The organism is Burkholderia cepacia ATCC 25416 (assembly GCF_001411495.1).
GTDB lineage: Bacteria > Pseudomonadota > Gammaproteobacteria > Burkholderiales > Burkholderiaceae > Burkholderia > Burkholderia cepacia.
In genome coordinates this window covers 3,055,072-3,079,897 of the sequence record NZ_CP012982.1, presented here as the reverse complement: position 1 = coordinate 3,079,897, position 24,826 = coordinate 3,055,072, and the positions used below count along the sequence as shown (strand labels likewise).

Here is a 24,826-nt window from a genome sequence, read left to right as displayed (position 1 = left end):
AAAAAAAAGCCACCCGAAGGTGGCTTGCAGACAATGCGATTGGCGGTTAAACGGGCCTGCTCCAGGCTCCGACGTCGAACCCGGCCACAAGCTGATTGCTCATGTCGAATCCGAACAGGGGTGATCCGTCGACGGTCGTGACGACCGTGTAGTTGACCCGAACTCCTTCGGGTTTCAGGGGGATGTATCCGCCGGAAAGCAGCGCGAGGAACGTCGCCGGCGGGACCTTCCCGGCAATGCCGATCGTCATCGACATGTCCTGGTGGTCCTCGATGAACACGTGCGTGTCCGCGTCGAAGATGCTGTTCAGGATCGCCGCGCTCTGCTCGAGCGTCCCATCCCAGTGGTTCGCGCCGATCTTCGCGCGGATGACCAGCCGGTACGTGTCGTCGTCCAGTACGGTCAGCCCCGAATCTGGATCGAACGGTCCCTTCCAGGTGCCCTGGTCGAAGCCGAGGCCTGCGATGTCGAACGAGAAATAAACGCCTGTCAGCGGTGTACGGATCTTCCGCGACACTCCAACCCAGAGCCCGACGTCGTCCAGCTGGACGCCTACCGCGTTATCGAGGTCGAACCTGCCGGGCATGCTCTGCAGCACGCCCATCTGGTCTACGAGCGGCTGTACGAGCGCTTCGACGGTCGCCATGAACCGCGGCTTGTCGCTGTGCTCTGACGTGATCAGCGCGGTGTATTCGGTCAGGTCAGCCATCAGGTCACCACCAGCGTCACGTTCGCCGGCGTGCACGACGCCGCTTCGTTGAACAGCAGCGCGACATCCGGCGTGCCGGCGCCACGCGGCCCAGTGAGCGTCAGCCCAGACAGCTTGAACGTCACCCCGCCGCCGACGCTGTTCGCCGCGGTCAGGGCGTCACCCCATTCGACGCTCCCGGACAGGCCGCCGCCGATCTGCACGCCGTTGATGTAGTCCGACACCGCCTGCTGTATCTGCTGACCCGCCTGCGTCGTATATCCGCCGAGCGCCCTGATCGTCACGGTCGCCCCGATCGGTGCGCCTGTCGGTCGGAAGAAGCTGATCGTGATCGGCCGGCCATAGATGTCCGCGACGACGATCGACGTCGTGCCGAACGTGCCAGCGCCTGGCGTCTTCTTCGCCGCGATCGCATTCGCGATCGCCGTCGCGTCGCCACCCTCGACGACGAGCGAAATCGAGTGCGACGGGATGCCGTTGGCGTCGGTCGCGCTGGTGTCGTTTTCGTAGGCGACGTACCGCGTGACGCCGGGCACGTTCGCCACTGCACCGACGATGCCGTCGAGAACCGTGAGCGATGGCAGCGCGGTCGACACCGTCTGCCGCTGCCGCAGCACCGGGTCCTTTTCGACTGGGGCGCCCTCGGCAGCATCCGCCGGGTTCGTCACCGACTGCCAGCCGAGCGCTGGCGTCGCGATCTGGTTGATCGTGCCTGCGCGCGCGGATACGTCGCCGATCGTCGCGCACGTCGCCGTGACGGTGATGGTGCCGCTCGGCGGGATCGTCACCGTCGCCGGCAGCATCCACTGCACGCCGTTGGTATCCTTCGCCGCGCCGTTCGTGATCGTCTTGCCAGCCTGGCCGATCAGCACCAGGTCCGCGCTCGAGTACGACGCGACCTTCCGCGCGATGCCGTTGATCTTGACGTTGCTCGACAGCGCGTCGAGCACAACGTGAAGATGGCGAAGCTCGGCGACGGCCCGACGCAAGCGCAGATCGACGAACAGCATCAGGCCGGCAGGCAGGCAGCCGCCGAAGGCAAGCCGGAAAGCGAATGCCCTGTGATGGCCGGCGAGCTGTGCATCGCATGGGTGAAGGGCTGGAAGGAGTGGCACGAGGAACAAGCCGCATCCGGCAACGAGGATCCGCTGTACGCCCAAGTCGAAGCGTTCGTGATCGAGCAGCAGAAGGTGACGATTTCGAGCGTGCAGCGCCAGTTCAAGATCGGCTACAACCGCGCCGCGCGGCTGATCGAGCTGCTCGAAGCCAAGGGCGTCGTCAGTGCGATGGATTCGGACGGCGGCCGCTCGGTGCTGCGGCCGCGCGGAACGCAAGGAGAAGCAGCGTGAAAATCACCGACATCTACGTGGCGAACGTGCTCGGCATCCGCACCGCGGATATCCGGCTCGCGAAGCCCGTCGCCCTCTTCACCGGCCCGAACGGTGCCGGCAAGAGCAGCCTGCAGGAAGCGGTGCGCATGGCGCTCACCGGCGACACCGTGCGCGTCGCGCTGAAGAAGGAATACGGCTCGCTCGTCACCGAGGGGGCGGACGGTGGCCAGATCGTGGTCGCGTGCGGCGAGCAGGCGAACAGCGTCACGCTGCCGTCCGGGAAGCTCAAGCGCGAGCTCGCCGAGGATCCTCGCCTTCCGCTGGTGCTCGACGCGCAGCGGTTCGCGCACCTCGGCGCGGCTGAGCGCCGGACGTTCCTGTACGACCTGATGGGCGTGAAGATCGGCGTCGACGAAATGCGCGCCCGGCTGCTCGACAAGCTCGGGTTTCGCACCGACGCGGTACCGGCACCGGCCGCCGCGCGGCTCGCGGCCATCACGCCGATGTTGCGCGCCGGCTTCGAAGCGGCGCAGAAGGAAGCGGCCGACCGCGCGCGCGGCGCGAAGCAGTCGTGGCGCAACGCGACCGGCGAGACGTACGGCAGCCAGAAGGGAGCGACCTGGCGCCCGGCACCGGTCGAGTTCGACGAGGCAGCATTGCGGAAGCTCACGGGCGACCGGGCGACGCTCGACGATCGGATCGGTGAGCTGCAGCAGCAGATCGGCGCTGCCGACGCGGCGGACACTGCGGCACGTGCGCGTGCGTCGAAAATCGCTGATCTGCGCACGCGCGCCGCCGGTTACGCGAAGGCGGTCGAGCTCGCGCAGCTCGCCGACGAACAGGTCACCGAATTCCTGCCCAAGGTCGAAGCGCTTCGTGTGCGCGCCGGCGCGGCACCGGCCGGCACCGAATGTTCGTGCCCCGAGTGCGGCGCGCTTCTGCGCTACCTCAACGGCGTTCTGTCGGCGGCGGCCGCGGCCGGTGCACGCGATGCTGACGCGGCAGCGAAGCTGCCCGAGTACGAGCAGGGCCTGAAGACGCTGCAAAACGCAGCCGCGAACCGCAAGCGCGACGTCGAAGCGGCGGACGCAGCCGCGACGCAGCTGCGCGCGCTCGAAGACGACGCGGAGGACAGCGGCGCGGCCGCCGCACGCGAGAGCGGCGACGCCGCGCGCTCGGAGCTGGCCGACCTTCAGCGCCGCCGCAAGCAGCTCGACACCGACATCGCGACGCTTCGCGAAATCGAACGGCGCGCCGCCGGTGCTGCCGATCTGGCAAAGCACGCTGCAGTGCTGCACGAAGACGTCGCCGCGTACGAGGCGATCGCCGACGCACTCGCGCCGAACGGGATCCCGGCCGATCTGCTCAAAGAGGCACTCACGCCGATGAACGAGCGCCTGACGGACCTCGCCGAGATGTCCGAATGGGAATGGGCCGACGTGACGATCACGCCGGAGATGGAGATCTTCGCCGAGGGGCGCGCCTACGCCCTGCTGTCCGAATCGGAGCGCTGGCGCGTTGACGCGCAAATCGCCGCGGCAATCAGCCACTTCTCGGGCCTGAAGCTGCTCGTGCTCGATCGCGCCGATGTCCTGGTCGGCCCGGAGCGCGACCGGCTGCTCTATTGGCTCGACGATCTCGCCTACAGCGAGCAGATCGACACGGCACTCGTGTTCATGAGCCTGAAAGCGCCGCCCGGCGGGCTGCCTGAAGCCATCGAGGCTTTCTGGGTTGAGGGCGGTCAGGTCGCGCCGGCTGCGCAGAATGCAATACGGGAGGCAGCATGAGAGAGGACATCGAGAAGTATCTCGCCGCGACGTCGGAAGCCACGGCGAAGGCCGTGGCGACCGGAACCGGGCTCCCGCATCTCGACGTGACGAAGGAGCTGAACCGGATGCTCGGCGAGGCGGTCGTCGAGCGCGAAAAGCGCGCGGGCGGCGGCAACGAATACGTCTACTGGCTCGCGCGCAGCGCCGCGCCGATACCGCCGGCCAACGCCGCGCCGCCGGTCGTCGCTCTGTCGCTGGCCGAGGCCGTTGCGGGCCTGCCGCCGTCGGCCGTAGCAGCCGACACCACCTCACGCGTCATCGCAGAGCTGCGAGCCGAAGTCGAACGCCTCACCGCTGAGCGCAACGCCGCGGTAGCCAAAGCTGAAACTTGGCGCGCGAACGCTGCGTCACTCGAAGCGCGCATCGACGAGCTGACACTCGGCCCGGTCGGCGCACGCGCGCCGCTGTTCGTGACGGTCGGCAGGTATTGCAAGCCGAAACGTCACACGTCGCTCGAGAAAGCCCAGCGCCGCGGCAGCGCGCTCGTGCGCAGCGAAAAGGAGTCCGAGGTGCTTGTGCTCGAACCGGTCGGCCGGATCGTGCGTGGCACGCAGTGGCAACCCAGCTAGATCTGATCCCGCATGACCAGCGTACCGTCTAGTCTCGAACAACAGTGCCGCTGCTTTCAGTATGGCGCTCGATCCGACAGCTCGCGTTCGGACCTATTGTCGCAATCTCGTACTAGATTTTCGAGAGATAGGACGCAATTTGGCCTTTCGAGTACTTGATGTAGCCCAACTGCTCTACGATTACCTTCGCTTCGATTGTATTTACACGTTGCGGCGTACTCTGACCGATATAAACAAACGAAATTTCCAATAATTGTTGGGCGGCAATTGACGCTCGCTCGCAAGCGGCCCTCAACATCACAACAGGCAACACAAGTTCCGAGGACGGCAGCTCAAGTACCGGAATTTCGCGCAATGCGACCCCGATGACCTCAAGTCGGTTCGGATCGTAGTTCTGGTGCAAAAAGTCATGCAAATCCTCGTCGCTCGTGAAACTTGAGACGAGGTTAGTACATGCAACTTCTGCATCCTCGGCAATGTGAACGAGGTGCATTCCTCGGGTGCGGACCTTCTCTCGTTGCTCGTCAACTTGCATTGCGCGTTGCTTGTCAAACTGCCACTTGACGAGCCAACCAGACGCGAGAATCGCACCAATAGCTCCGGTTGCCTGAACCCACGCAGCCATGAGTTCAGGGCTGTACTCGTGCGTGCCAGCAGATGTCGCGCCGAACACCGAAATCATGATCGTTGCAGCGATCCCGGATAGCACCGATACAACCGTCTTCCAATTCTTCATCGCACCCCTCGCTTGTTTTTTGTGCGAATCGTAGCACGCATCCTTACCCAAGCCGCGCGAATTCCGGTGCCTCGGATGCGCGGCTTTTCTTGTGGGCGGCTTGTATAGCGCCCAGCTTTTTTTCAATCTACTTCGAAAGATTGAGACCTCGGGCGACCGCGTCGCCATATGACGCACCGGCTTTCGCATTCGCAGCGCACTCGCCTAGCATCTGCTCCTGGCGCGCCCTATCGGCGGGATCCGAACTACCCACCGTGTCGTGCAGATACACAGCTGCGTCCATGCAAGTCTTTTCCGTTTTGGTGTACATCCGGAACATCGGATAGGCAATTGCAAAAATCATAGCCAGAACGGCGAAGTACAAGAATCTCACCACAGCTCTCCATCATTGGCCGAAGGAATATTCATGACGACTGGGAACGAAAACAGCCCACTCACGCGGAACGCGAGCGGGCAAGAAAACGGAACAGCAATCGAGGCACGAGGACTGTCCTCAGCAGATAACGGCATGCCGGCCGAAAACCTTAGCCAACGAAAGATCCCCGCTCCCAAACAGGCGAGCGAGGCGGCAAATCAGCGGCCGAGTAAGGAGAACGCGACCGCCGAAAGCATTGTCGGCGTGCGAGCAGCCGGCGGCAATGGGACGAGTTCGAAAGTTGGCCGCGCTGACGCGCTGACGTATCGCCTGACCGAGTTCGACGTCCTGTTGGACGGGTATCAGGAATCCCTGCAAGACGGCCCGCTGAAAGAACGCGTCGACGCTCGCAATGAACTGCGGCTCGCCTACAGAACCGCATTGCTCGCCGCATCCCCTCTCGAGCAGCCCGCAGCAGCGCCGAACGACTCGGGCACGGTATCAGTCGCGTGTTTTTCGGGAAGCTACCCGCACGGTACGATTACCTACAGTCAGCTCGCACCCTCGCCAGCGGACGAGCGGGCGGCGTTTCCGCGCTACGCCGAATGGCTGCACCATGCGTACGCATGGCGAATGGTCGAGCGGCGTACCTGAGTGGGCGCGCGACCATTCCGGCCGCATGAACGACTTCACTGCCGCGAGCGCAGTGATCGAAGAACTCGCTGCCGCCCGCGCCGCATCTGCCACCGAGACGGTGACGGAAGGGACGACTTGCCGGACATGCAGCGGCCGCGGAATGATCGGCGGACCGTCCTACTATGCGCCGGACGAAGGCGGCGAGCCGTGTCCCGATTGCGCCGCCCCGCAGCCCGCTATGGCGGCGGAAGCTGTGGCGTACTGCGTGCCGAACAAGAAGACCGGGAAACCTGAATGGGGGAAAAACTGGATGTTCTCTCCGATCGAGCAAGGGCAGGCAACGATGGCCCTCTACGCTGCCCCGCAGCCCGCGCACGCAGACGCTCGCCCGACCGATGACGAACTATGGGACCAAACGCTGCGCGAGCGCGACGAATACCACGGAACGGCCGACAAGCTTGCCGCAGCCATTGCCAAGCATTTCGGCGTGGACATCGGCGAGCACTCGAACGCGAACTGTCCGTGGGAAGAAGCTCTGGAAGTGATCGAGAACGCCGTGCAGGCAGGCGCTCCGGTCGGGCTGTCAGACGAGCAGATCACCGAAGTCTGGAACAGTATGCCGGGCGGCAATGACGGCTTCCTGAAGTCGTGGGGCTATATCGAGTTCGGGCGCCGCATCGAAGACCTTCTCCAAGGAGCCAACCATGCCGAATGACAACCTGCTGACGGACGAACGGGTGGCGGCAGCCAAGAACATCGTCGCCGCTTGGGTACAAAGCCGGAAGACTTTCATCGACGGTGAGGCATATGGCGCTGCCGTGGAACTCGTCGCGTTCGCACTCGCGCGGAATCCGGGCCAGCCGGAGCCGCGCGCCGAGATGTCGGAATGCTGCAATCACACATGGGAGTCATGCCACAAAGGCGACGGCTGCGAATTTCGCATTTGGCTCGATGCCCGCACGGGAGCCTCATCATGAGCAAATTCCAGAAACTCGACGCGTTGATCCTCGCGTCGATCGACGACACCCCGAAAAAATTCGCAGCCGTCAACACTGGCGCAGTGCGTGAAGAAAGCGAGCGGCTCGCGCGCGAAGAATGCCGGCCGACCACCTTCGGTGACGTCGTTGGTTGGCGCATCGTTGACCGGCGTCTCCAGGCGGTGCGCAAGACCGGGAAGATCCGTTCGACGTCGAAAGGATGGGTGCGAGCGTGACGATCGCAGGCGACGTGCTGCCGGTGACGGAGCCGGTAGCTACTATCGGTTGATATTGCGGATGATGTTCCGCCCAAGCTCAACACCTGCTAGCTTTGCCTCTTGCGCAGTGGCGTATGAATTGTCTGAATCGTCCCGCCGCGGAAGCACCGGTTCTCCGTTCCTGTAGATCTGCACGCTCAGAACCCAAGAGCTACCAAGCGCCGGCTGCTCACAATCGACGACAATTTGATAGCCATCGAACTCGTCGATGAAGTGCTCAATACCTCTGTGCATGTCGCCCCCCGCGAAATTGATTGATTTTTGCTCGAGTGCTCACGGCACTTAAGCGTACCGCGACAGCCACTCTTCGGAAAACTGCTTCGCATAGGCGACCGCTTCGGCTTCTGTGTCGAATTCGCCAAGTTTCCGAAAGGCCGCCTCGCGGCTGAATCCAACTTTCGTCACTTCGACCTGCGCGGCGAACTTGCCGTCGTCGGTCGGGCGTGGCGTGCAATTCATCTCATACCCACGCATCAGGAAAACAGTCTTCATCTGGTGCTCGCTGAAAAATACCGGAGGAATCGTAGCATGTCGACGTCGACACGGAACCCGTGGACGACCGGCGAGATACGTCTGCTCGCCCGCCTCTATCCGTCCCACATCCCATCCAAAGCGCTCTACGCGGCGTTTCCGCGACATCCACGGAAGTCGGTGCAGACCTATGCGCGGACGGTGCTGAAGATCTCGCGGCCGCCGCGCGACCACAAGTCGGTCGCGGCGCCGGCATGGAATCACATGCGCGCCATTCTCAAAACGGAACAGCTGTCAGTTCGCGAGCTGGTGAAGCGCTGCGGAGTCTCGCAGCAACGCGTCAGCGAACTGCTGACGATACACCGCACCGAGGTGCACATTGTCGATTGGATTCCGCCCGTCGGTCGAGCGCAGTGGCGCCCTGTTTGGGCTGTCGGAAATGCGCCGGACGTGCCGTGCCCGGCAGCGATCAAATCGGCGGCAGCGCGCGCCGCCCGAAGCGCCATGAAGCGCAATCCGTTTCTCACTGCGGCCGGCCTCGTGACGATCCCCGTCGGCGAGCCCGGCCGGATCTTTCAACAATCCATGGACGACACCGACGAGGAGCTTGCGGCATGAGCGAGAACAGCAAAATCGAATGGACGGACTCGACGTTCAATCCGTGGGAAGGCTGCCAGAAGGTCGGCGCGGGCTGCGACCACTGCTACGCCGAGTCGCGCAACTCGCGCTTCGCCGGCGGCACAGCCTTGAACTGGGGGCCCGGAGCACCGAGGCGTCGCACGTCGCCGGAGAATTGGCGGAAGCCCCTGCGGTGGAACCGCGACGGCACCTTCCACGCGATCCACCGCCGGCGCCAGCGCGTATTCTGCGCGTCTCTGTCCGACTGGCTCGACAACTCGGTGCCGGTCGAATGGCGCGTTGATCTGCTGGACCTGGTCCGCCAGACGCCCAATCTCGACTGGCTGCTGCTGACGAAGCGCATCGGGAACTGGATGAAGCTCCTGCAGGAAGCATCAGACTATGCGTTCAACCATCGCCGCGACGACTTGTATGCATGGATCGAAGGCTGGCTCGAGGGCAACGCCCCAGCAAACGTCTGGCTCGGCGCGACGATCGTGAATCAGGCCGAGGCCGATCGCGACATCCCAAAGCTGCTCGAGGTGCCAGCGCGCGTGCGCTTCCTATCGATGGAGCCTTTGCTCGGACCTGCCGACATCTCGCGCCACCTCGACTACTGCGAAAAGCTGGGCAAGCACGGCATCAGCCGACGCGCCGGCGGTCAACACATCAAGTGCGACGAGCATTGCGGCATTTCCTGGGTCATAGTCGGTGGCGAGAGCGGCTCCGGCGCGCGGCCGATGCATCCCGAGTGGGCTCTCGCGCTGCGCAATCAGTGCTCAGCCTACGGCGTGCCGTTTTTCATGAAGCAGATGGGCGGCACGCGCGATAAACGCGGCGATCTAGAATCGCTCGACAGGGATCTGCGAATCAGAGAGGTGCCCGATGCCAACGCGTAAACAACGAGCTCGCAAGCTCGGCATTCCCATCGACCAATTGCCGGACGGCCGGGGGAAAAACCCGAGCTCGTGGAACAACACGAAACGCGGTAGCGATCACCATCGTTGGAATAATGGCCGCATGTTGGGCAACGACGGATTCTGGAAGAACGCAGGAGGCCCGATCTCAAACGAGGATCACCGCCAACACGATCCCGCCGATGGACGTTTCGTAAACAAACATGCCACCGGCCATGAGCTCGACGTTCCCGCGCACGACAAATTCCCAACGGCTCAGTCGTGAGGATCGCGAGGAAACGGCGGATCGATCGCGAACACTGAAAACACGTGGTCGGTGACCTGCCGGATGTGACCGATCGCAGATCGTGGCTCGATGCTCCAACCTGTCACCGCTCCCGGATCAGCCCCTTCGGGAAAGAGAAAAACGCGCCAGCCGGCCTGGTATGCGTGATGATTCGGGAGGCGTTGATTCACCTCGACGATGAACTGCTCACGAGAAATTGCTGGTTTCGACACGGTCTCCTCCGATCGCCAGATTCGGGACGATTATTCAGCTCTTGCAATCGGCGAGCGCTCTTTTCAATGCGTCGAGCTTCGCCCGCGCAACTTCGAGGCAGGTAAAGGCTGACTCATTCGGCGGCCGATCACCGCGCATCGACCGCTTCACCGCGGCTTCAGCCAGCTCCACATCTCGCTCGGCCAGTGCGATTTCGTGCTCGAGCCGCTCGCGTTCTTTGGCTGTTCCCATGGTCGCCTCTTCCGTATCCAAGGAATCCTAGCACGCCGGAACGCCCTATTTTGTTCATCGGCCAGGTGGTGTGTGTAATCTTCGACACCCGCGCAGGAGAAAGTCGCGAACTTTAATTCGTGAACAACGCGATCAGTTGAAGGAATGCTCCAACGCCGACGAGCGTGAGCAGTGGCTTGATGAGGCGTTGTCGCCGGTAAATAGCAATTCGCATCGCCTTATCGACACTGGGTAGAAGGGAAGCCGATCCATCGGAATGGTAGTGCGGTCCGGGCGCGCACAACGCCGAGCCGATGCCTCCCACCGTGATCAAAATCAAGCCAGCGGCATTGAGAACTGTCGCAATCGTGAATTCCCTCCCCGTCAGAAGTCGTCGTCCCTGATCAGAATCGGCGACCGCATCCCGGCTTCTATTTTCTTCAACGCGATTGCCTGGATGCCTTCCATATTTTGAACGATCGCATTTTCATCTCCCTCGCGCGAGCCGTCCGATCCGAGTGAGTCAGCCAGGCATTCGTGGGTGACCTGTATCTGATAGGACATCTCTCCGATCACGTAATTGAAAAACATATCGCCGTGCTGGCGCAAGAAAACCCAGCCGTAAGGATTCGCCATGATCGAACACCCCATCTTGTTTTCTGGCCCGATGGTACGAGCCATCCTCGAAGGCCGCAAGACCCAAACGCGACGCGTAGTAAAGCTGCCGCACAACAACCCGCTCGGTGTGTGGGAACCGACGAAGGCCGGCGGCGGCTCCGTGAAGTATGTCAGTGGGGCGCCAGCGCCAGAACTGGCCGCGATCTGGCACACGCGTACCGGCGATTGCTACGTCTGTCCGCATGGCGACGTCGGCGACCGTCTATGGGTTCGCGAAACGCACGAGGTGCGACGCATTGGCACCGAGACGTTCGGAGGCAGCCGACCGACACGCCGCTATGCCGGCATCGCATACCAGGCCGACGACGGCCGCGCCGAAGTCGACATCGACCTCAACACGTTCCAGGCGCTCGACGCCAAGGAATCGCGCGGCTGGACGCCATCCATTCACATGCCGCGCTGGGTCTCGCGTATCACGCTCGAGATCACCAGCGTGCGCGCCGAGCGTCTCCAGACCATCAGCGAGGCCGATGCGCGCGACGAGGGCGTGACGATCGCCGACCAGCACATGCGCGGTTACAGCGCCGGCGCCTTCCGGCCGCCAAGCATCCGAGCGTTTCACGACCTGTGGGACAGCCTGAACGCCTCGCGCGGGCATGGCTGGGATGTTAACCCGTGGGTCTGGGTTGTCGAATTCAGGCGCGTCGCCTGAGCCGCTCTTCCAAAAACTCTCTCGTTTTCAACGGGGACAAACATGAAAATCCGCCTGAGCGATTGGCTCACCCGAGAATTCAGCCCGGCGCCCGCGATGCGCACGGCCTCACGATGGATCAAGGAGGGCAAGATCTATCCACCACCGATCAAGGTCGGGAACGCGTATTACGTCGAGCAGAACGCCGTTTATCAAGACAGCGCCCGCCCTCGTCTCGTCCATAGGATTGCATAATGGCAGCACGCCCTCGCGTTCGCACTCGCGCGAACTGGCCCGAGCATCTTCACGAACCGCGCCCGGGCTACTTCACCTGGTATGACCCGCGTACGAAAAAGACGCACATTCTCGGTCGCGTGCCTCTCGCACAGGCGATCTATGAGGCGACCGAAGCGAACATGCTCGTCGCAACCGGAAAGTCAGCCAAGACGCTTGCTGAACGAGTCGAGAGCGATTCGCCGACATTCAGCGAGCTGCTCAAGAAGATGCCGGTGTCCGAGAAGTACAACACCGCCCAGAGTCGGAAGCTGGCAGATGGCCGGCTCGAAGCGAAGCTCGGCAAGGTCAAGTGCGCCGACCTAACGACGAAGCACTTCGCGGACATCATCGAAGCAATCCTCGCAGACGGCAAATCCGCTTTGGCGAAAGTTGTGCGCGCGCGCGCCATGGCGATCTGTCGCCGCGGCGTGTCGCTCGGCTGGATGGATTCCAACCCGGCCGCCGTGACGGAAGGCGTGAAGTTCAAAACGAAGCGCAGCCGTCTGACGCTGGAATCGTTCGAGAAAATTCTCGCGCACGCGCCAACAGTCGCGAGCTGGCTTGAAAACGCGATGCTACTCGCGCTCGTCTCCGGCCAGGATCGATCGACCTGCGCGCGCTGGGAGCGGTCGTGGGTCAAGCACGGACATGCGCGCGTCGCTCGGCAGAAGACCGGTGTCGTTGTCGAAATTCCGACGAGCCTACGCCTGGATGCTATCGGCATGACACTGGCCGACGTGATCACGCGATGCAAGAAAACTGGCGTCATTAGCCAGTACCTGATCCACTACACGACCAGAAAGAACGGAACCGTGCCGGGCGCACCGGTCGGACTGGGGGTCATCTCGGCAGCGTTCGCTCGGGCCCGCAAGAAGGCCAAGATTCCGGATGAGAACGCACCGTCGTTCCATGAGATTCGAAGCCTCTCGAAGCGACTGTACGACAAGCAGGGGAACGTCGACACGAAGGCGCTACTCGGCCACATGTCGGATACGTCGGCCGAAACCTACGCGGATGCGCGAGGAATCGAGCCCATTCGGGTGAAGGTGGGTTCTTAACGAATTCTGAACAGGTTCTGAACACGCCCTTATGCGACAAGGGTTTCCGGCCGATCGAATGTTTCAATCAAATACACGCCTGGCCTCGCCGGAATCCTGAATACGTTGAAAATCCGCGTCTTCGCCGACATCGGGCATGCTCATCAGCACTTGCGCAAATGTCTTTCGCTTCGGCCGGCCGAGCGCATCGGCCAGAATAGCCCGATGTTCGGCCTCGGCACTCCGGCCATTTGCCGCAGCCCGCTCGCGCAGGCTCTGAACGATATTGTCGTCCACGTTACGCACCAGTAGATTTGCCATGGTTCCCTCCATCCAGATTGATATCAATGATAGCGCCATGACCGGGAATTGCAATCATTGCTATCATCGCCAGCAACGGAAGGAGGACGGTGATCGGCGTCAGCGAACGGCAACGGGCCGCATGAACCCTTTCGGCATGCGCCGCTCGCTCGACACGTCGAACTGCTGTTTGAAAAGGTAAGCCGGATCGGAACGGCGGGAAAGACGGCCGATCGGCTATTCACGGCTGAACGGCCTGCGCGGGCGCGCGCCGATCGATGCGGGACGGCTGCATTCACCGACTCCGCGCGCGGTGCTCGCGAGGGTCGTCGGCCCTCCCGCGCCAACATCCGTTGGCCCGCCCGTTTCGGCGATGCCGGCCATTCCCCGCCCGGCACACGCAACGACGCCCCGCCGCTCAGAACCGATACGAAATCCCGATCTGCAACACCGGATACCACCGGTAGCGCGACATCACCTGCCGCAGCGAATCCAGCCCGCTCGCAGCCAGGATCTGGCTCTTCACGGGCCCGGCCGCGGCCGCCAGCTCCGGCGACAGCGTGTACGAGCATTTCGGTATCCCGTACGCGACGCCGAGGTCGGCGACGAATCCCAGCCCTTTCGACGCCGGCCGGTGCCCGTAGCCGATCCCGAAGTACGGCATCACGGTCGGATAGCGCGCTTCGGCCACCGCGTACATCCCCGGCCGCGCCGGATAACGCTTGCCGCCGAACACGTAAGTGCCATTGGTCGGCACCGATACGCCGCGAAGCTCGTCGTCGTTGAAGCGTAGCCCGAGCGTCGCGCGGAAGCCGCTGCCTCGCCACGGAAAGATGTCCGCATACAAGCCGCCCTGGCGCAGCTTCAGGTCGTCCTGGTAGCGATTGCCGGCCACCGTGAAGTCATGCGAAAGATCGATCGCATTGAAATCCGCATGCGCACCGAGCATCGAATTGAAGCTCACGGCCGCGCCGATGCCCACGCCCTGCGTGCCGCCCTGCAGGTAGATTTCCTGCGCATGCGCACTCGCGGCGAACACCACCGCGACGAATGCCCATTGGTTCACCGTCGTTTTCACGGGCGCCTCCCCCGACATGTGCCGGGCGCGCCTCGCCAACGCATGCGGCCTGCGTCGCCATGCGTGGTGCGAACCCCGGCACGACACCTTGCAAGCACGCTTGCTGTTCGACGGATCGGGAACACGTTGCCCATGCGCATGACCGATACGACATGCGCGGCAGGTACGTCGCGACAGGCGACGCCCGCGGCCCGATCCGATTCCCCGTTTGTTTCGATGTCGTTGCATGCCGCCGACGCGTTCGTCGTTCTCGCGAAATTCGTTTGCGCCGGCGGCACCGGGTCAACCGCAAGGCACGTGCCATGCGGCGCAAATCGAAGCGGGAAAAGCGTGTCCGCGTCGCACGGGCGGCAACGCGGGGCGCAATGGTGGGGAAATGTTTCAGGAACGTATCCGTATCCGACGCGCCGAGCCGAAAGGCGCGATTGGCGGAATTGCGCGTCGATCGCGCAGCGCCTGTGGATCGAGGCCGGACGGCCGTCAGCGCACGCGCGTCGCCACGACGATCAATCGTGTGCAGAGGAATACGTCGGAAAAGCGTTGCAAAAGTGTGACCTTTTGCCGGGCGCACGCGATGCCGATGCGCGATCGTGCGTGACGAGGCAGGGTGAATACCGATGCGTGCGCATCCATCTGTCCGAGCCCGGCACAGATGCGATACGCGAGCCGATCGGTATATCGGCCCGCGTCGTCGATGATTTTCGGAAGGGATGGCGCGCGATATCCGCGCGCAAAACTACCGACCGTTCAGATACGGTTGTCCGAATGAATTTGCCACTTCGGCGTGCCGCTACAACCCATACCCACCGGAAACATTCAACTGCTGCCCGGTAATGTAACCAGCCCGATCCGACGCCAGGAACACCGCCGCCCGCCCGACATCGTGCGCCTTCCCCCAGCGCTTGAGCGCGAGCATCTTCTGCGTCTCGTCGATCCACGCCTGGTCGAACTGCCCCTGTTCGAGCAGCACCGGAAACATCCCGGCCTCGATCACGCCGACCAGGATCGAATTCGCGCGAATGTCGTAGCGCCCTTCCTCGCGCGCCAACCCTTTCACCAGCGCCTCGTTCGCTGCCTTCGGTGCGACCGACAGCCCGTCGCGCTCGGGCCAGCGCACGTGCCCGGCCGACCCGAGCGTCACGAACGATCCGCCGCCCGACGCACGGAAGTGCGGCAGCGCGGCCTTCGCCGCCACGAAGAAGCCGATCGTCTCGACGTCGATCGCGCGGCGCCAGTCGTCGTGCGTCATGTCGCCGATATGACGCTGCTTCACGAACGGCCCGGCCGCCCAGACCACCGTGTGCACGCGGCCATGCGCGCCGATCGCGGCCGCGAGCGCGGCGTCGACCTGTGCGGGATCGGTCACGTCCACGCAGTGCGTGGTGGCCGCGACACCCTCGCCGCGAATGTCGCGCGCGACCCGCTCGGCCACGTCGGCCTTGCTGCGGTAGCCCACCACGACCGGCACACCGGCCCGCGCGAATTCGAGCGCGACACCCTGCCCGATCCCGCCGCTGCCGCCGAACACCAGCACCGCACCCTGCGGAAACCCGTTGTCGTTCATGCGTTCGTCCCGTTCGTGTACGGCGGCGGCGCTCAGGCCGCCGCCTCGGTCCCCGCTCGCAGGCGGTACTTCAGCACCTTCCCGGCCGCACTCGTCGGCAGTTGCACGACGAACGTGAAATAGCGCGGCACCTTGTAGTTCGCCATGTTGCGGCGCGCCCAGTCGTTCAGTTCGTCGGCGTCGGCATGCGCGCCCGGCCGCAGCACGACATACGCGTGCCCGACCTCGCCGAGCCGCGTATCGGGCACGCCGACCAGCGCGACCTGTGCGATCGCCGGATGCGCGGCGAGCAGTCGCTCGATCTCGGCCGGATAGCAGTTGAAGCCGCCGACGATGAACATGTCCTTGATGCGGTCGGTGATCTTCAGGTTGCCGTTCGCGTCGACGCAGCCGAGATCGCCCGTATGCAGCCAGCCATCGGGATCGACGGTTTCGCGCGTCGCGTCCGGCTGGTTGAAATAGCCGCGCATCACGTTGTAGCCGCGCACCCAGATCTCGCCGGTCTCGTCCGGCCCGAGCGGCGCGCCGCCCGGCCCCGCGATGCGCAATTCGACATCCGGCATCGGCCGGCCGGACGTACAGGCGACCGTCTGCGCATCGTCGCCTTGACGGCACAGCGTCGCGAAGCCGCACGATTCGGTCAGCCCGTAGCCGGTCAGCACCGTCTCGAAGCCGAGCTCGGCGCGCATCCGTTCGATCAGGCTCGGGGCGATCGCCGCCGCGCCCGTGACCGCGATCCGCAGCGACGACAGGTCGCGCGTCGCGCGATCGGGCGCGTCGAGCAGCGCGTAGTACAGCGTCGGCGGGCCGGGCAGCACCGATATGCGGTCGTCGGCAACGCGCCGCAGCACGTCGGCCGGCTGGAACACGAGATGCGGCAGCACGGTCGCGCCGCTCGACAGCGCGGCGAGCCAGCCCGCCTTGTAGCCGAACGTGTGGAAGAACGGATTGACGATCAGGTAGCGGTCGTCAGGACGCACGCCGGCGATCGCCGCCCACGCCTGCGCGGCGCGCAGGTTCTGGCCGTGCGCGGTCATCACGCCCTTCGGGCGGCCCGTCGTGCCGGACGTGAACATCAGGTCCATCACGGTGTCGGGCGTCACCAGTGCCTCGCGTTCGCGCACCGCGTCCAGCGGCACTTCGGCGCCGCGCGCGAGGAACGCGTTCCAGGTCTCGTCGTGCGCGCCGGGCGGCGGTTCGCCATCGAACACGACGACGCGCTCGAGCGTCGCGGGCCGGTGCGGCGCGAGCATCGCCGGATAGGATTCGCCGAGGAACGTGCCGCAGCAGAACAGCAGCCGCGCGCCGCCGTCGTGCAGGATGCCGCCCACCTCCATCCCCTTCATCCGTGTGTTGACCGGCACGAGGATCGCGCCGACGGTGTGGATCGCCAGCGCCGCGACGATCCATTGCGGCAGGTTCGGCGCCCACACCGCGATGCGGTCGCCGGCCTCGATGCCGCTCGCGAGCAGCGCGCGGGCCGCGTCGAGGCGGGCCGTGTCGAGTTCCGCGTAGGTCAGCCGGCCGTGCTCCGACTCGATCGCCGGATGCGCGCCGTGGCGCGCGGCTGCCCGTGCGATCAGCGCGGGCGTGGTCAGGATTTCGTTGTCCATCGTCATAGATCAGGGTGGCCGCGCGCGCCGCCGGCGCGCGTCGGCTCAGTCGGGAAACACGACGCGCAGTGCATCGCTCGCGGGCCGTGCGCAACAGGCGAGCGTCCAGCCGGCCGCGATCTCGTCGTCGTCGAGCACGTGGTTGCTGTCGAGCGCGACCTCGCCGCGCTCGATCCGGCACATGCACGCGCCGCATTGCCCCATCCGGCAGGAATTCGGCGCCGGCACGCCGGCGCGCAGCATCGCGTCGAGCAGCGTTTCGCCGGGCGCGCTGTCGAACGCGAACGCGTCGCCGTCGAGCACCGTCTCGATCGCCGCACCGTCGCCGGGCGCCGACGTTGTCGCTGTAGTCGCTGTAGTCGCTGTAGTCGCTGTAGTCGCTGTAGTCGCTGTAGTCGCCGTTGCCGCGGCCTGCGCCGGCGCATCGGGCAACGACGCGAACCGCTCGACATACACGCGCGCACGCGGCAGCCCGAGGCCGAGCATCGCGGCCAGCGCGTTCTCCATGAACAGCGCGGGCCCGCAGATGAACGTCTCCTGCCGGCTGAACGGCCGCGCGAGTTCCTCGAGATGACGCTGCTGCGGAATGCCCTGCACGCTGTCGAGCCAGTGGATCACGCGCACGCGCCCGGGATGGCGCTGCGCGAGCTGCTGAAGTTCGTCGCGGAAAATCACCGAGCGTTCGTCGCGGTTCGCGTAGATCAGCGTCAGCATCCCGCGCCCGTGCACGAGCGCCGATTTCAGGATCGACAGCACGGGCGTGATGCCGCTGCCGCCCGCGAACAGCAGCAGGTCGCCGTCGAGCGCGCGCGGCGTGAACACGCCGGCCGGCGGCAGCACCTCGAGCGTGTCGCCCGCCCGCACGCGGTCGCACAGCCAGTTCGACGCCCGGCCGTCGCGCACGCGCTTGACGGTGATCTTCGGCGCGGCGTCGATGCCGGGCGCGCTCGACAGCGAATAGCAGCGCGCAACGGCCGCGGCCGCGCACGGCACGTTCAGCGTCAGGAACTGCCCGGGCCGGTACGCGAATGCGTCGCGCAACGCGGCCGGCACGTCGAACACGAACGAGCACGCGTCGTCGCTTTCGGCAATCACTTCGGCAACGGTCAGCCGATGGAAGCGCGAATCGCTCATCGCCGGCTCCTCACGTCACGCGGCCGCACGGGCCACCGGCGCGCCGGGCGTCGTGTAGGCGCCGTCGAGATAGACGAGCGGATCGACGTCGCCGCACATCAGCACCTCGCGAATGCGCCCGATGAACACCGTATGCGTGCCGTATTCGAAGCGGCCGTCCTGCTCGCAAACGAGGCTCGCCTGCGAATCGCGCAGATAGGGCACGCCGTGCGGCGACGTGTGCCAGTCGCCGGTCGTGAAGCGCGCTTCGCCCTTCAGCCGGCCGCTGCAGTCGATCGCGATGCCTTCGTGGCGGGCCGACAGCACGTTCACGCAGAACGGGGCGCCCGCATCGAGCGGCGGATACAGCGACGCGGTGCGGTTGATGCAGATCAGCAGCGAAGGCGGATCGGTCGACAGCGAATCGACCGCCGTCGCGGACATCGAGTAGCGCCGGCCGTCGTGCGCGCTGCTGATGACCGTGACGGAGCGCGCGAGGCGGCGCATCGCGAGCAGCATGTCGGTGCGCAGCGGATGGGGGGTGAGATCGCTCATCATTGGACTCCGTCAAGTTCAGTCGTGGATGGCCGGGCCGGCCGGCCGCCGGCGTCGGCCGCGTGCGCGGCCAGGTGATCGGCGGCGATATACCCGAAGGTCATCGCCGGGCCGAGCGTCGAGCCCGCGCCGGGGTAGCTCGCGCCCATCATCGACGCGCTGGTGTTGCCGATCGCGTAAAGGCCGGCGATCGGCTCGCCGTCGGCGCGCAGCACGCGGGCCAGCGCGTCGGTGACGAGCCCGCCCTTCGTGCCGATGTCGCCCGCGTCGATCCGCACCGCGTAGAACGGCGCCTGGTCGACCGGCCCGAGGCATGGGTTCGGCTCGTTCCGCGGATCGCCGTAGTACGTGTCGAACGCGTTGTCGCCCTTGCCGAAGGCCTCGTCGATTCCGGTCGCCGCGTAGCGCGCCATGTCGCGCAGCGTGTCGTGCAGCCCGGCCGCGTCGACGCCGATGCGCGCCGCAAGCGCGTCGATCGTGTCGGCCTTCACGAGTACGTCGCGAAACGCTGCCGGGATCCGCGCATCGGGCATCATCGACGCCGGCATGATCGGCCCGCACGGATACTTGCGGCGAAACCGCGCGTCGAACACCATCCATGCGGGCACGCTCGCACCGGTGCGCGCATGGTCGCGATACATCGCCGGCACGAATTCGGAATACGGCGCGGCTTCGTTGACGAAGCGCTTGCCGAGGCCGTTGACGATCACGCAGCCCGGCAGGTTGCGTTCGACGAACAACGCGCGCTGTTTCTCCTCGCCGGCGACCCCGACCGTCGGTGCGCCCCACACGTGTTCCATCAGCGCCAGCGCGCCGCCGAGCCGATGGCCTTCGGCGATCGCATCGCCGGTGTTGGCAGGCGGCGTCGCGCTCCACTGCGCCTGCGTCGGCTGCGGCAGGTAGCGTTCGCGCATCGGCTGGTTGCGCTCGAAACCGCCCGCGCCGAGGATCACGCCGCGTCGCGCGGCGATCGTCACGGGCTGCCCGAAACGCTGCGCGCGCACGCCCGTCACGCGGCCGTCCACGTCGAGCAGGTCGCGCATCGGCGTGTCGAGCCACACGGGCACGTTGCGCTCGAGCAGCGCGCGGCGCAGCCCGCCGATCAGCGCATTGCCGAGCGTCAGGCGCCGGTCGCGCCGCGTGCGGCGGCGCATCCCGATATCGAGCCAATAGCGGCCGAACTGTGCGATCGCGAGCTTCATGAAGCCGGGCCCGCGCGAGAACAGCGTGTGCGCCTCCTTCGACGTCACCGCCACACGTCCGCCGATCAGCGTGCCGGGCGACGGCGGCCGCAGCCGGTCGAGCTCGTCGCCGAGCAGGCCGCCGTCGAACGGCAGCGGATCGAGCGCGCGATAACCCGGCATCGCGCCCGGCACCTTCTGGAAATAGTCCGCGTACTTCGGCAGCGACTGGTAGCGCACCGGGGTCTTCGATTCGAGGTAGCGCAGCATCTCCGGCGCGCGGTCGAGATACGCGTCGAGCTTCTCGGGCGTCGACGCGCCGGCCACGCAGGCTTCGATATAGCCGCGCGCGGCCTCGCGCGAATCGGTCGCGCCCAATTCGGCGATGTGGTGGTTGCACGGCACCCAGATCCCGCCGCCCGACACGGCCGACGTGCCGCCGTACAGCGCCGTCTTCTCGATCACGACGACGGACAGGCCGCGGTCGGCCGCGCGGCACGCGGCGAGCAGCGCGCCCGCGCCCGAACCGACGACCACCACGTCGAACACGTATTGCTGTGCTTGCGGGTCGTTCATCGCGTCTCCGTCAGATGAAGAAGTCGGTGTTCTCGCGGCCGAGCATCACGGCGCCGAGGTTCTGGCCGAAACGGTCGACGTTGTTCGCGTAATGCGCGCGGGCCGCATGCAGGTCGAGGAAGCGGCGCACCAGCGGATTGCGGTGATAGATGCCGTTGCCGCCCGCGTAGCGCAGCAGCGCGTTCGCCGCCTGCGCGCAGCGCTCGGCGACCTGCGCGGACTGGTAGCGGAAATGCACGCGGCGCTCGATCGACACGGCCGGCCCGCTCGTCACCGACGCCATCAGTTCCGCGAAATTGCGCTTGAGCAGCACCTTCATCTCGTCGATCGCGACGGCCGCGTTCGCGCACGCGTTCTGCGCACCCGGATCGTCGGTCGTCTTCGCGCCGCTGTTGGCCGACACGCGCGTGGCCGCATAACCGGTGAAATCGTCGAGCGCGCCCTGCAGCGCGCCGATGCACGACGTGCACACGGCGCGCACGAAGATCTGCGCGAACGGCAGCCTGAACAGCGGCGCATCGTTGACGGCGAGGCCCGGGCTCGTGCCCATCATTCCGTCGATGGCCTTGTGCGTGCGGTACGCGGGCACGAACACGTCGTCGACGACGATGTCGTGGCTGCCCGTCGCGCGCAGGCCGAGCACGTCCCAGTCCTGCTGGATCCGGTAATCGGATTTCGGCAGCAGGAAGGTGCGGTATTCGGGCGGCTGGCCGGCCTCGGCCGGCGGCACCAGCGCGCCGAGGAACACCCATTCGCACAGTTCGCTGCCGCTCGAGAACTTCCAGTGGCCCGACAGGCGGAAGCCGCCGTCGACCGGCGTGACGCGGCCGACCGGCATGTAGGTCGACGCGATCAGCGTCGCCGGGTCGTTGCCCCACACGTCCTGCTGCGCACGCTCGTCGAACAGCGCGAGCTGCCAGTTGTGCACGCCGACGACGCCGTACACCCACGCGGTCGACATGCAGCCGCGCGCGAGTGCCATCTGGATGTCGAAGAACGCCTGCGGATCGAGCTCGTAGCCGCCGTAGCGCTTCGGCTGCAGCACCTTGAAGAAACCGGCGGCCTGCATGTCGGCGATCGTCTCGGCCGGGATGCGGCCCTGCGCTTCCGCCTGCGCGGCGCGGCCGGCCAGCGTCGGCGCCAGCGCCTCGGCCCGGGCGATCAGCGTGGCGGCCAATGCGTTCGAATCGTTGTCGCGATGCACGAATGTCTCCTGTGGAACGGGGGCTGCGCCGCGGCGCCCGCCCCGCTCTCGTTCAAAGTTGTCCGGCGCGGTCTGGCCGCGGGCGATGCTCGCCACCACCGATGGTCGGCTTCGCGCGACCGCGCCGCATCGTCCGACCGGACGGGACGACGGGCGCGGCCCGCCCCGCCTTACGCGCAGGCACGCTCCTTCTCCTTGTTGAAGAACGGGATCACGTGCTCGCCGATATTGCGGATCGTCTCCATCTGCGCTTCGTGCGGCACCGTCCCCATCTGGCACAGGAACAGCACTTCGTCGACGCCGGCTTCCTGCAGGCGGCCGACATAGCCGATGCAGTCGTCCACCGTGCCGTACGCGTGGTTCGGGTTCATCATCGCGAGCGCCGGATCGGCGAAGTTCACGACGACTTCCTCCGACGCGAAGCGCGAGCGGATCACCATCTCGCCGGTGTCGGCCTGCACGAGGTCGTCGCCCCACTTCGCCGGGTCCGGACGCTCGCCGCCCGTGTACCAGTACGCGAGCGATTCCATGAAGTAGCGCTGGCCGCGGATGCCGATCTTGCGGGCGGCCTGGCCGTCGGCCATCACGACCGTCGGGCACAGCGCCGCGAGGTGCTGGGTCGGGCGGAAGCCGACCTGGTCTTCCGGCTTGCGGTTCGCCCACGCTTCGCGATACACGGCGTTCTTCTTCGCGACTTCATCGGGGCCGCCGAAGCCGAGCACCAGCGCGCCCATCCCGCGCTGGCCGGCGCGCAGTAGCGCGTCGGTGTTGGTGCACGCGAGGTACATCGGCGGGTGCGGGTCCTGGAACGGCTTCGGGTGGATCGGACGCTTCGGGATCTTGATGTACTTGCCGTCGTGCTCGATCTCGTCCTGCACGAACATCTTCGGCACGAGGTACATCGATTCGTCGATCATCGGCTGCAGCTCGTTGAGGTCGTAGCCGAACGCGCCGGCTTCCTGCTGGCTCCCGCCCTTGCCGACGCCGAAGTGCACGCGGCCGCCCGACAGGATGTCGAGCAGCGCGACGCGCTCGGCGACCTTGATCGGGTGGTTCATCGCGGGCGGCAGGCACACGACGCCGTGGCCGAGGCCGATGCGCGTCGTGCGGCCGGCCAGGTACGCAAGGAAGGTTTCCGGCGCGCTCATGTGCGCATAGTTGGTCAGCGACGTGTGCTCGACGCACCAGATCGTGTCGAAGCCGACCTGCTCGGCGAGCAGCGCCTGTTCGACCGTCTCCTTGAATACCCGGTGGTCGCCCTCGCGCGATGCGTCGGTGGTCTGGGCTTCGTAGATGAGGGAAAACTTCATTGCGTGCGTCTCCATGTATGTTGGACGAGTCGGGGTCGCGCAGCCCGCCCGCACGATACGGACGAATAGCGACGGTCCACGGATGGGAGTGTCGGCGCGCGGCCGGGCGCGGGCATCGTCTGTTCGGAGTATCGGCACGCATGCGGGGACAGAGGGGTTTCACGGTCATCCGATCGGACTGCGTGAGCGCACGAACGGCGCGCTAGCATCGAACGGCGGCACGTTGCACGCCGCCCACATCAAGACAAGGGAGATCCGGGATGAAGGTTTCGATGCTGCTGTATCCCGTCGACGACATCGACACGGCGCTGCCGCTGTTCGTCGACGGGCTGGGCCTGAACGTGAAGTTCCGCGACGGCGATCGTTATTGCGCGCTCGACGGCGGCCCGCTGACGATCGCGCTGGTCGCGGGCGACGAGCAGATCGTCGAGCGCGCGGCGCTCACGCTGCGCGTCGACGAGGACGACGACCTGTATGCGGCGATGGCGCGGGTCGTGAAGGCCGGCGCGTCGGTGCGCGTGCCCGTGCAGGCCGGGCCGCACGAATACCGCGCGGTGCTGGAGGACAAGAACGGCGCGCTGCTGGTGATTTCGCAGAAGCGGGCTGCGTGACGGCCGCATGACGGTCGCATGATGGAGCGCGTCACATCGCGTTGCGCGGGCGCCGGAGCCGGGCGCGTCGCATGTGGCGAGCCCGTTACGCGTTCGCGCCCGGTGTGCTCAGGTCGCTCGCTTCCAGCAATTCGAGCAGCGTGCGCGCCGGCTGGCTGAGCCGCTTCGCGGCCAGCGCGATGAATTCGATGTCGGGCAGCTCGGGCAGCGCGCCGCCGTTGACCAGCGGCGCCAGCCCGCCCGTCGACAAATAGTGCGACGTCGCGGTCAAGCCGAGCCCCGCGCGCGCGGCCGCGATGCAGCCCGGCTGGCTGCTGCTCGAGCACACGACTTCCCAGCCGATGCCCTTCTCGGCGAGCGCGTTCAGGACGATCGCGCGCGTCACGCTCGGCTCGGCGACCAGCACAAGCGGCAGCGGCCGCTCCGGATCGACGACGGTGCCGGGCCGCGCGACCCACTCGAGCCGCGTGCGCAGGAGCGGCGTGCCGCGCCGCTCGCCGAGCCGCCGCTTGCCGATCATCAGGTCGAGCGCCCCCGCGTCCAGCCCTTCGTAGAGCCGGCTCGTCATGCCGGTGGTGATCTCCAGCGCGACGTCCGGGTGCGCGGCGCGAAACCCGGCCAGCACGTCCGGCAACGCGACGAGCGCGAGATCGTCCGGCGCGCCGAGCCGCACCAGGCCCTGCAGCCTCGGCTTGCGGAATTGCGATTCCGCGCGGTTCAGCGCCTGCAGGATCACGTTCGCATGCACGAGCAGCGCCTCGCCGTCGGCCGTCATCGCGATCGAATGGGTGTCGCGCACGAACAGCCGCCGCCCGACGCTTTCTTCGAGACGACGGATGTGTTCGCTGACGCTCGACTGGTTGAGCCCGAGCTGCCGGCCCGCTTCGGTGAAGCTGCGGCAGTTCGTGACGGTCGCGAACGTCTTGAGCCAGACGGGATTGAGCATCCCGCATTGTCATCGTTG

At 65.8% G+C, this 24,826-nt stretch carries 32 protein-coding genes; 14 read left to right on the top strand and 18 right to left on the bottom strand.

The features are described 5' to 3' along the window. Positions 1-46 precede the first annotated feature (46 nt). Together APZ15_RS30955 and APZ15_RS30950 are read right to left on the bottom strand one after the other, a co-directional pair. Positions 47-709 (bottom strand): DUF2612 domain-containing protein, encoded by a 663-nt coding sequence (locus APZ15_RS30955; RefSeq protein ID WP_027791744.1) that lies wholly within the window; start codon positions 707-709, stop codon positions 47-49. After that, positions 709-1,698 (bottom strand): baseplate J/gp47 family protein, encoded by a 990-nt coding sequence (locus APZ15_RS30950; RefSeq protein ID WP_226153217.1) that lies wholly within the window; start codon positions 1,696-1,698, stop codon positions 709-711. Before APZ15_RS30950 ends, APZ15_RS30955 begins: the two co-directional genes overlap by 1 nt. Between APZ15_RS30950 and APZ15_RS30945 the strand changes: the two genes are divergently transcribed. The 3 genes from APZ15_RS30945 to APZ15_RS30935 are packed head-to-tail and all read left to right on the top strand — an operon-like array spanning position 1,669 to position 4,438. Beyond that, entirely contained in the window at positions 1,669-2,058 is a 390-nt protein-coding gene (locus APZ15_RS30945; protein WP_226153233.1) for a DNA translocase FtsK, read from the top strand. The genes APZ15_RS30950 and APZ15_RS30945 overlap by 30 nt on opposite strands. Next, on the top strand, positions 2,055-3,827 hold the full coding sequence (locus tag APZ15_RS30940) for an AAA family ATPase (RefSeq protein ID WP_027791745.1): 1,773 nt from the start codon (positions 2,055-2,057) through the stop codon (positions 3,825-3,827). The genes APZ15_RS30945 and APZ15_RS30940 overlap by 4 nt, the downstream gene beginning before the upstream one ends. After that, positions 3,824-4,438, top strand: coding sequence for a hypothetical protein (locus APZ15_RS30935; RefSeq protein WP_027791746.1), 615 nt, complete (start codon positions 3,824-3,826; stop codon positions 4,436-4,438). The genes APZ15_RS30940 and APZ15_RS30935 overlap by 4 nt, the downstream gene beginning before the upstream one ends. 112 nt (positions 4,439-4,550) lie before the next feature. On the opposite strand, the gene APZ15_RS30930 is transcribed toward APZ15_RS30935, so the two are convergent. Beyond that, on the bottom strand, positions 4,551-5,174 hold the full coding sequence (locus tag APZ15_RS30930; protein WP_027791747.1) for a hypothetical protein: 624 nt from the start codon (positions 5,172-5,174) through the stop codon (positions 4,551-4,553). Positions 5,175-5,580: 406 nt separating this feature from the next. Here APZ15_RS30930 and APZ15_RS30920 point away from each other — a divergent pair, with 406 nt between their 5' ends. Genes APZ15_RS30920 through APZ15_RS30905 form a run of 4 tightly spaced genes read left to right on the top strand, consistent with a single transcriptional unit; the run spans position 5,581 to position 7,378 of the window. Further along, positions 5,581-6,183: a hypothetical protein gene (locus tag APZ15_RS30920; protein ID WP_138143376.1), complete on the top strand. Its 603-nt coding sequence runs from the start codon at positions 5,581-5,583 to the stop codon at positions 6,181-6,183. Positions 6,184-6,208: 25 nt separating this feature from the next. Next, a complete protein-coding gene (locus APZ15_RS30915) occupies positions 6,209-6,880 on the top strand; it encodes a hypothetical protein (protein WP_027791750.1) in 672 nt (223 codons plus the stop codon). Next, positions 6,870-7,142, top strand: coding sequence for a hypothetical protein (locus tag APZ15_RS30910; RefSeq protein ID WP_027791751.1), 273 nt, complete (start codon positions 6,870-6,872; stop codon positions 7,140-7,142). The genes APZ15_RS30915 and APZ15_RS30910 overlap by 11 nt, the downstream gene beginning before the upstream one ends. Beyond that, positions 7,139-7,378, top strand: coding sequence for a hypothetical protein (locus tag APZ15_RS30905; RefSeq protein ID WP_027791752.1), 240 nt, complete (start codon positions 7,139-7,141; stop codon positions 7,376-7,378). The genes APZ15_RS30910 and APZ15_RS30905 overlap by 4 nt, the downstream gene beginning before the upstream one ends. A 42-nt stretch (positions 7,379-7,420) precedes the next feature. Here APZ15_RS30905 and APZ15_RS42755 read toward each other — a convergent pair whose 3' ends face one another. Beyond that, positions 7,421-7,654 carry a DUF6566 family protein gene (locus APZ15_RS42755; protein ID WP_027791753.1) on the bottom strand — a complete coding sequence of 78 codons (234 nt, stop codon included), beginning with the start codon at positions 7,652-7,654 and terminating at the stop codon, positions 7,421-7,423. Between the two features lie 48 nt (positions 7,655-7,702). Further along, the gene (locus APZ15_RS30895) at positions 7,703-7,912 is read right to left on the bottom strand and encodes a hypothetical protein (protein ID WP_027791754.1); all 210 of its coding nucleotides are present in this window, start codon (positions 7,910-7,912) and stop codon (positions 7,703-7,705) included. 36 nt (positions 7,913-7,948) lie between these two features. Between APZ15_RS30895 and APZ15_RS30890 the strand changes: the two genes are divergently transcribed. The 3 genes from APZ15_RS30890 to APZ15_RS41370 are packed head-to-tail and all read left to right on the top strand — an operon-like array spanning position 7,949 to position 9,691. Continuing rightward, entirely contained in the window at positions 7,949-8,509 is a 561-nt protein-coding gene (locus APZ15_RS30890; protein WP_027791755.1) for a hypothetical protein, read from the top strand. Continuing rightward, on the top strand, positions 8,506-9,408 hold the full coding sequence (locus APZ15_RS30885; RefSeq protein ID WP_051363315.1) for a phage Gp37/Gp68 family protein: 903 nt from the start codon (positions 8,506-8,508) through the stop codon (positions 9,406-9,408). Before APZ15_RS30890 ends, APZ15_RS30885 begins: the two co-directional genes overlap by 4 nt. Continuing rightward, positions 9,395-9,691, top strand: coding sequence for a hypothetical protein (locus APZ15_RS41370; RefSeq protein ID WP_138143375.1), 297 nt, complete (start codon positions 9,395-9,397; stop codon positions 9,689-9,691). Before APZ15_RS30885 ends, APZ15_RS41370 begins: the two co-directional genes overlap by 14 nt. Here the strand turns inward: APZ15_RS41370 and APZ15_RS41365 are convergent. The 3 genes from APZ15_RS41365 to APZ15_RS30875 form a co-directional block, all read right to left on the bottom strand. After that, a complete protein-coding gene (locus APZ15_RS41365) occupies positions 9,682-9,924 on the bottom strand; it encodes a hypothetical protein (RefSeq protein WP_138143374.1) in 243 nt (80 codons plus the stop codon). The two genes, APZ15_RS41370 and APZ15_RS41365, sit on opposite strands and share 10 nt — an antisense overlap. A gap of 34 nt (positions 9,925-9,958) precedes the next feature. Next, positions 9,959-10,156, bottom strand: a complete 198-nt coding sequence (locus APZ15_RS30880) for a hypothetical protein (RefSeq protein ID WP_034196058.1) — start codon at positions 10,154-10,156, stop codon at positions 9,959-9,961. A gap of 363 nt (positions 10,157-10,519) precedes the next feature. After that, positions 10,520-10,771 (bottom strand): hypothetical protein, encoded by a 252-nt coding sequence (locus APZ15_RS30875; protein ID WP_027791757.1) that lies wholly within the window; start codon positions 10,769-10,771, stop codon positions 10,520-10,522. Between APZ15_RS30875 and APZ15_RS30870 the strand changes: the two genes are divergently transcribed. From APZ15_RS30870 to APZ15_RS30860, 3 genes are read left to right on the top strand one after another with little or no spacing between them, the layout of a single operon-like run. Further along, positions 10,770-11,465 carry a hypothetical protein gene (locus APZ15_RS30870; RefSeq protein ID WP_027791758.1) on the top strand — a complete coding sequence of 232 codons (696 nt, stop codon included), beginning with the start codon at positions 10,770-10,772 and terminating at the stop codon, positions 11,463-11,465. The two genes, APZ15_RS30875 and APZ15_RS30870, sit on opposite strands and share 2 nt — an antisense overlap. Positions 11,466-11,507: 42 nt before the next feature. Continuing rightward, positions 11,508-11,699 (top strand): excisionase, encoded by a 192-nt coding sequence (locus APZ15_RS30865; protein ID WP_027791759.1) that lies wholly within the window; start codon positions 11,508-11,510, stop codon positions 11,697-11,699. Continuing rightward, complete coding sequence (locus tag APZ15_RS30860) at positions 11,699-12,778, top strand: tyrosine-type recombinase/integrase (RefSeq protein WP_027791760.1); 1,080 nt, start codon at positions 11,699-11,701, stop codon at positions 12,776-12,778. The genes APZ15_RS30865 and APZ15_RS30860 overlap by 1 nt, the downstream gene beginning before the upstream one ends. Before the next feature lie 63 nt (positions 12,779-12,841). On the opposite strand, the gene APZ15_RS30855 is transcribed toward APZ15_RS30860, so the two are convergent. The 9 genes from APZ15_RS30855 to APZ15_RS30815 form a co-directional block, all read right to left on the bottom strand. Further along, positions 12,842-13,078, bottom strand: a complete 237-nt coding sequence (locus APZ15_RS30855) for a FitA-like ribbon-helix-helix domain-containing protein (RefSeq protein WP_021159426.1) — start codon at positions 13,076-13,078, stop codon at positions 12,842-12,844. Positions 13,079-13,475: 397 nt separating this feature from the next. Continuing rightward, positions 13,476-14,153, bottom strand: coding sequence for a hypothetical protein (locus APZ15_RS30850; RefSeq protein ID WP_027791761.1), 678 nt, complete (start codon positions 14,151-14,153; stop codon positions 13,476-13,478). Positions 14,154-14,925: 772 nt separating this feature from the next. After that, positions 14,926-15,699, bottom strand: coding sequence for an SDR family NAD(P)-dependent oxidoreductase (locus APZ15_RS30845; RefSeq protein WP_027791762.1), 774 nt, complete (start codon positions 15,697-15,699; stop codon positions 14,926-14,928). A 32-nt stretch (positions 15,700-15,731) separates the two neighbouring features. After that, a complete protein-coding gene (locus tag APZ15_RS30840; RefSeq protein WP_027791763.1) occupies positions 15,732-17,318 on the bottom strand; it encodes a FadD3 family acyl-CoA ligase in 1,587 nt (528 codons plus the stop codon). 39 nt (positions 17,319-17,357) lie between these two features. Further along, positions 17,358-18,446 carry a ferredoxin--NADP reductase gene (locus tag APZ15_RS30835; RefSeq protein WP_027791764.1) on the bottom strand — a complete coding sequence of 363 codons (1,089 nt, stop codon included), beginning with the start codon at positions 18,444-18,446 and terminating at the stop codon, positions 17,358-17,360. A 15-nt stretch (positions 18,447-18,461) separates the two neighbouring features. Next, on the bottom strand, positions 18,462-18,980 hold the full coding sequence (locus tag APZ15_RS30830) for a flavin reductase family protein (RefSeq protein ID WP_021159417.1): 519 nt from the start codon (positions 18,978-18,980) through the stop codon (positions 18,462-18,464). Continuing rightward, positions 18,980-20,737 carry an FAD-dependent oxidoreductase gene (locus APZ15_RS30825; protein WP_027791765.1) on the bottom strand — a complete coding sequence of 586 codons (1,758 nt, stop codon included), beginning with the start codon at positions 20,735-20,737 and terminating at the stop codon, positions 18,980-18,982. The genes APZ15_RS30830 and APZ15_RS30825 overlap by 1 nt, the downstream gene beginning before the upstream one ends. A gap of 10 nt (positions 20,738-20,747) precedes the next feature. After that, positions 20,748-21,941, bottom strand: a complete 1,194-nt coding sequence (locus APZ15_RS30820) for an acyl-CoA dehydrogenase family protein (RefSeq protein ID WP_027791766.1) — start codon at positions 21,939-21,941, stop codon at positions 20,748-20,750. 170 nt (positions 21,942-22,111) lie between these two features. Further along, positions 22,112-23,251: an LLM class flavin-dependent oxidoreductase gene (locus APZ15_RS30815; protein WP_011355016.1), complete on the bottom strand. Its 1,140-nt coding sequence runs from the start codon at positions 23,249-23,251 to the stop codon at positions 22,112-22,114. 260 nt (positions 23,252-23,511) lie between these two features. Here APZ15_RS30815 and APZ15_RS30810 point away from each other — a divergent pair, with 260 nt between their 5' ends. Further along, a complete protein-coding gene (locus APZ15_RS30810; RefSeq protein WP_011355015.1) occupies positions 23,512-23,862 on the top strand; it encodes a VOC family protein in 351 nt (116 codons plus the stop codon). Between the two features lie 85 nt (positions 23,863-23,947). On the opposite strand, the gene APZ15_RS30805 is transcribed toward APZ15_RS30810, so the two are convergent. Next, on the bottom strand, positions 23,948-24,808 hold the full coding sequence (locus APZ15_RS30805) for a LysR family transcriptional regulator (protein ID WP_027791767.1): 861 nt from the start codon (positions 24,806-24,808) through the stop codon (positions 23,948-23,950). Positions 24,809-24,826: the final 18 nt, after the last annotated feature.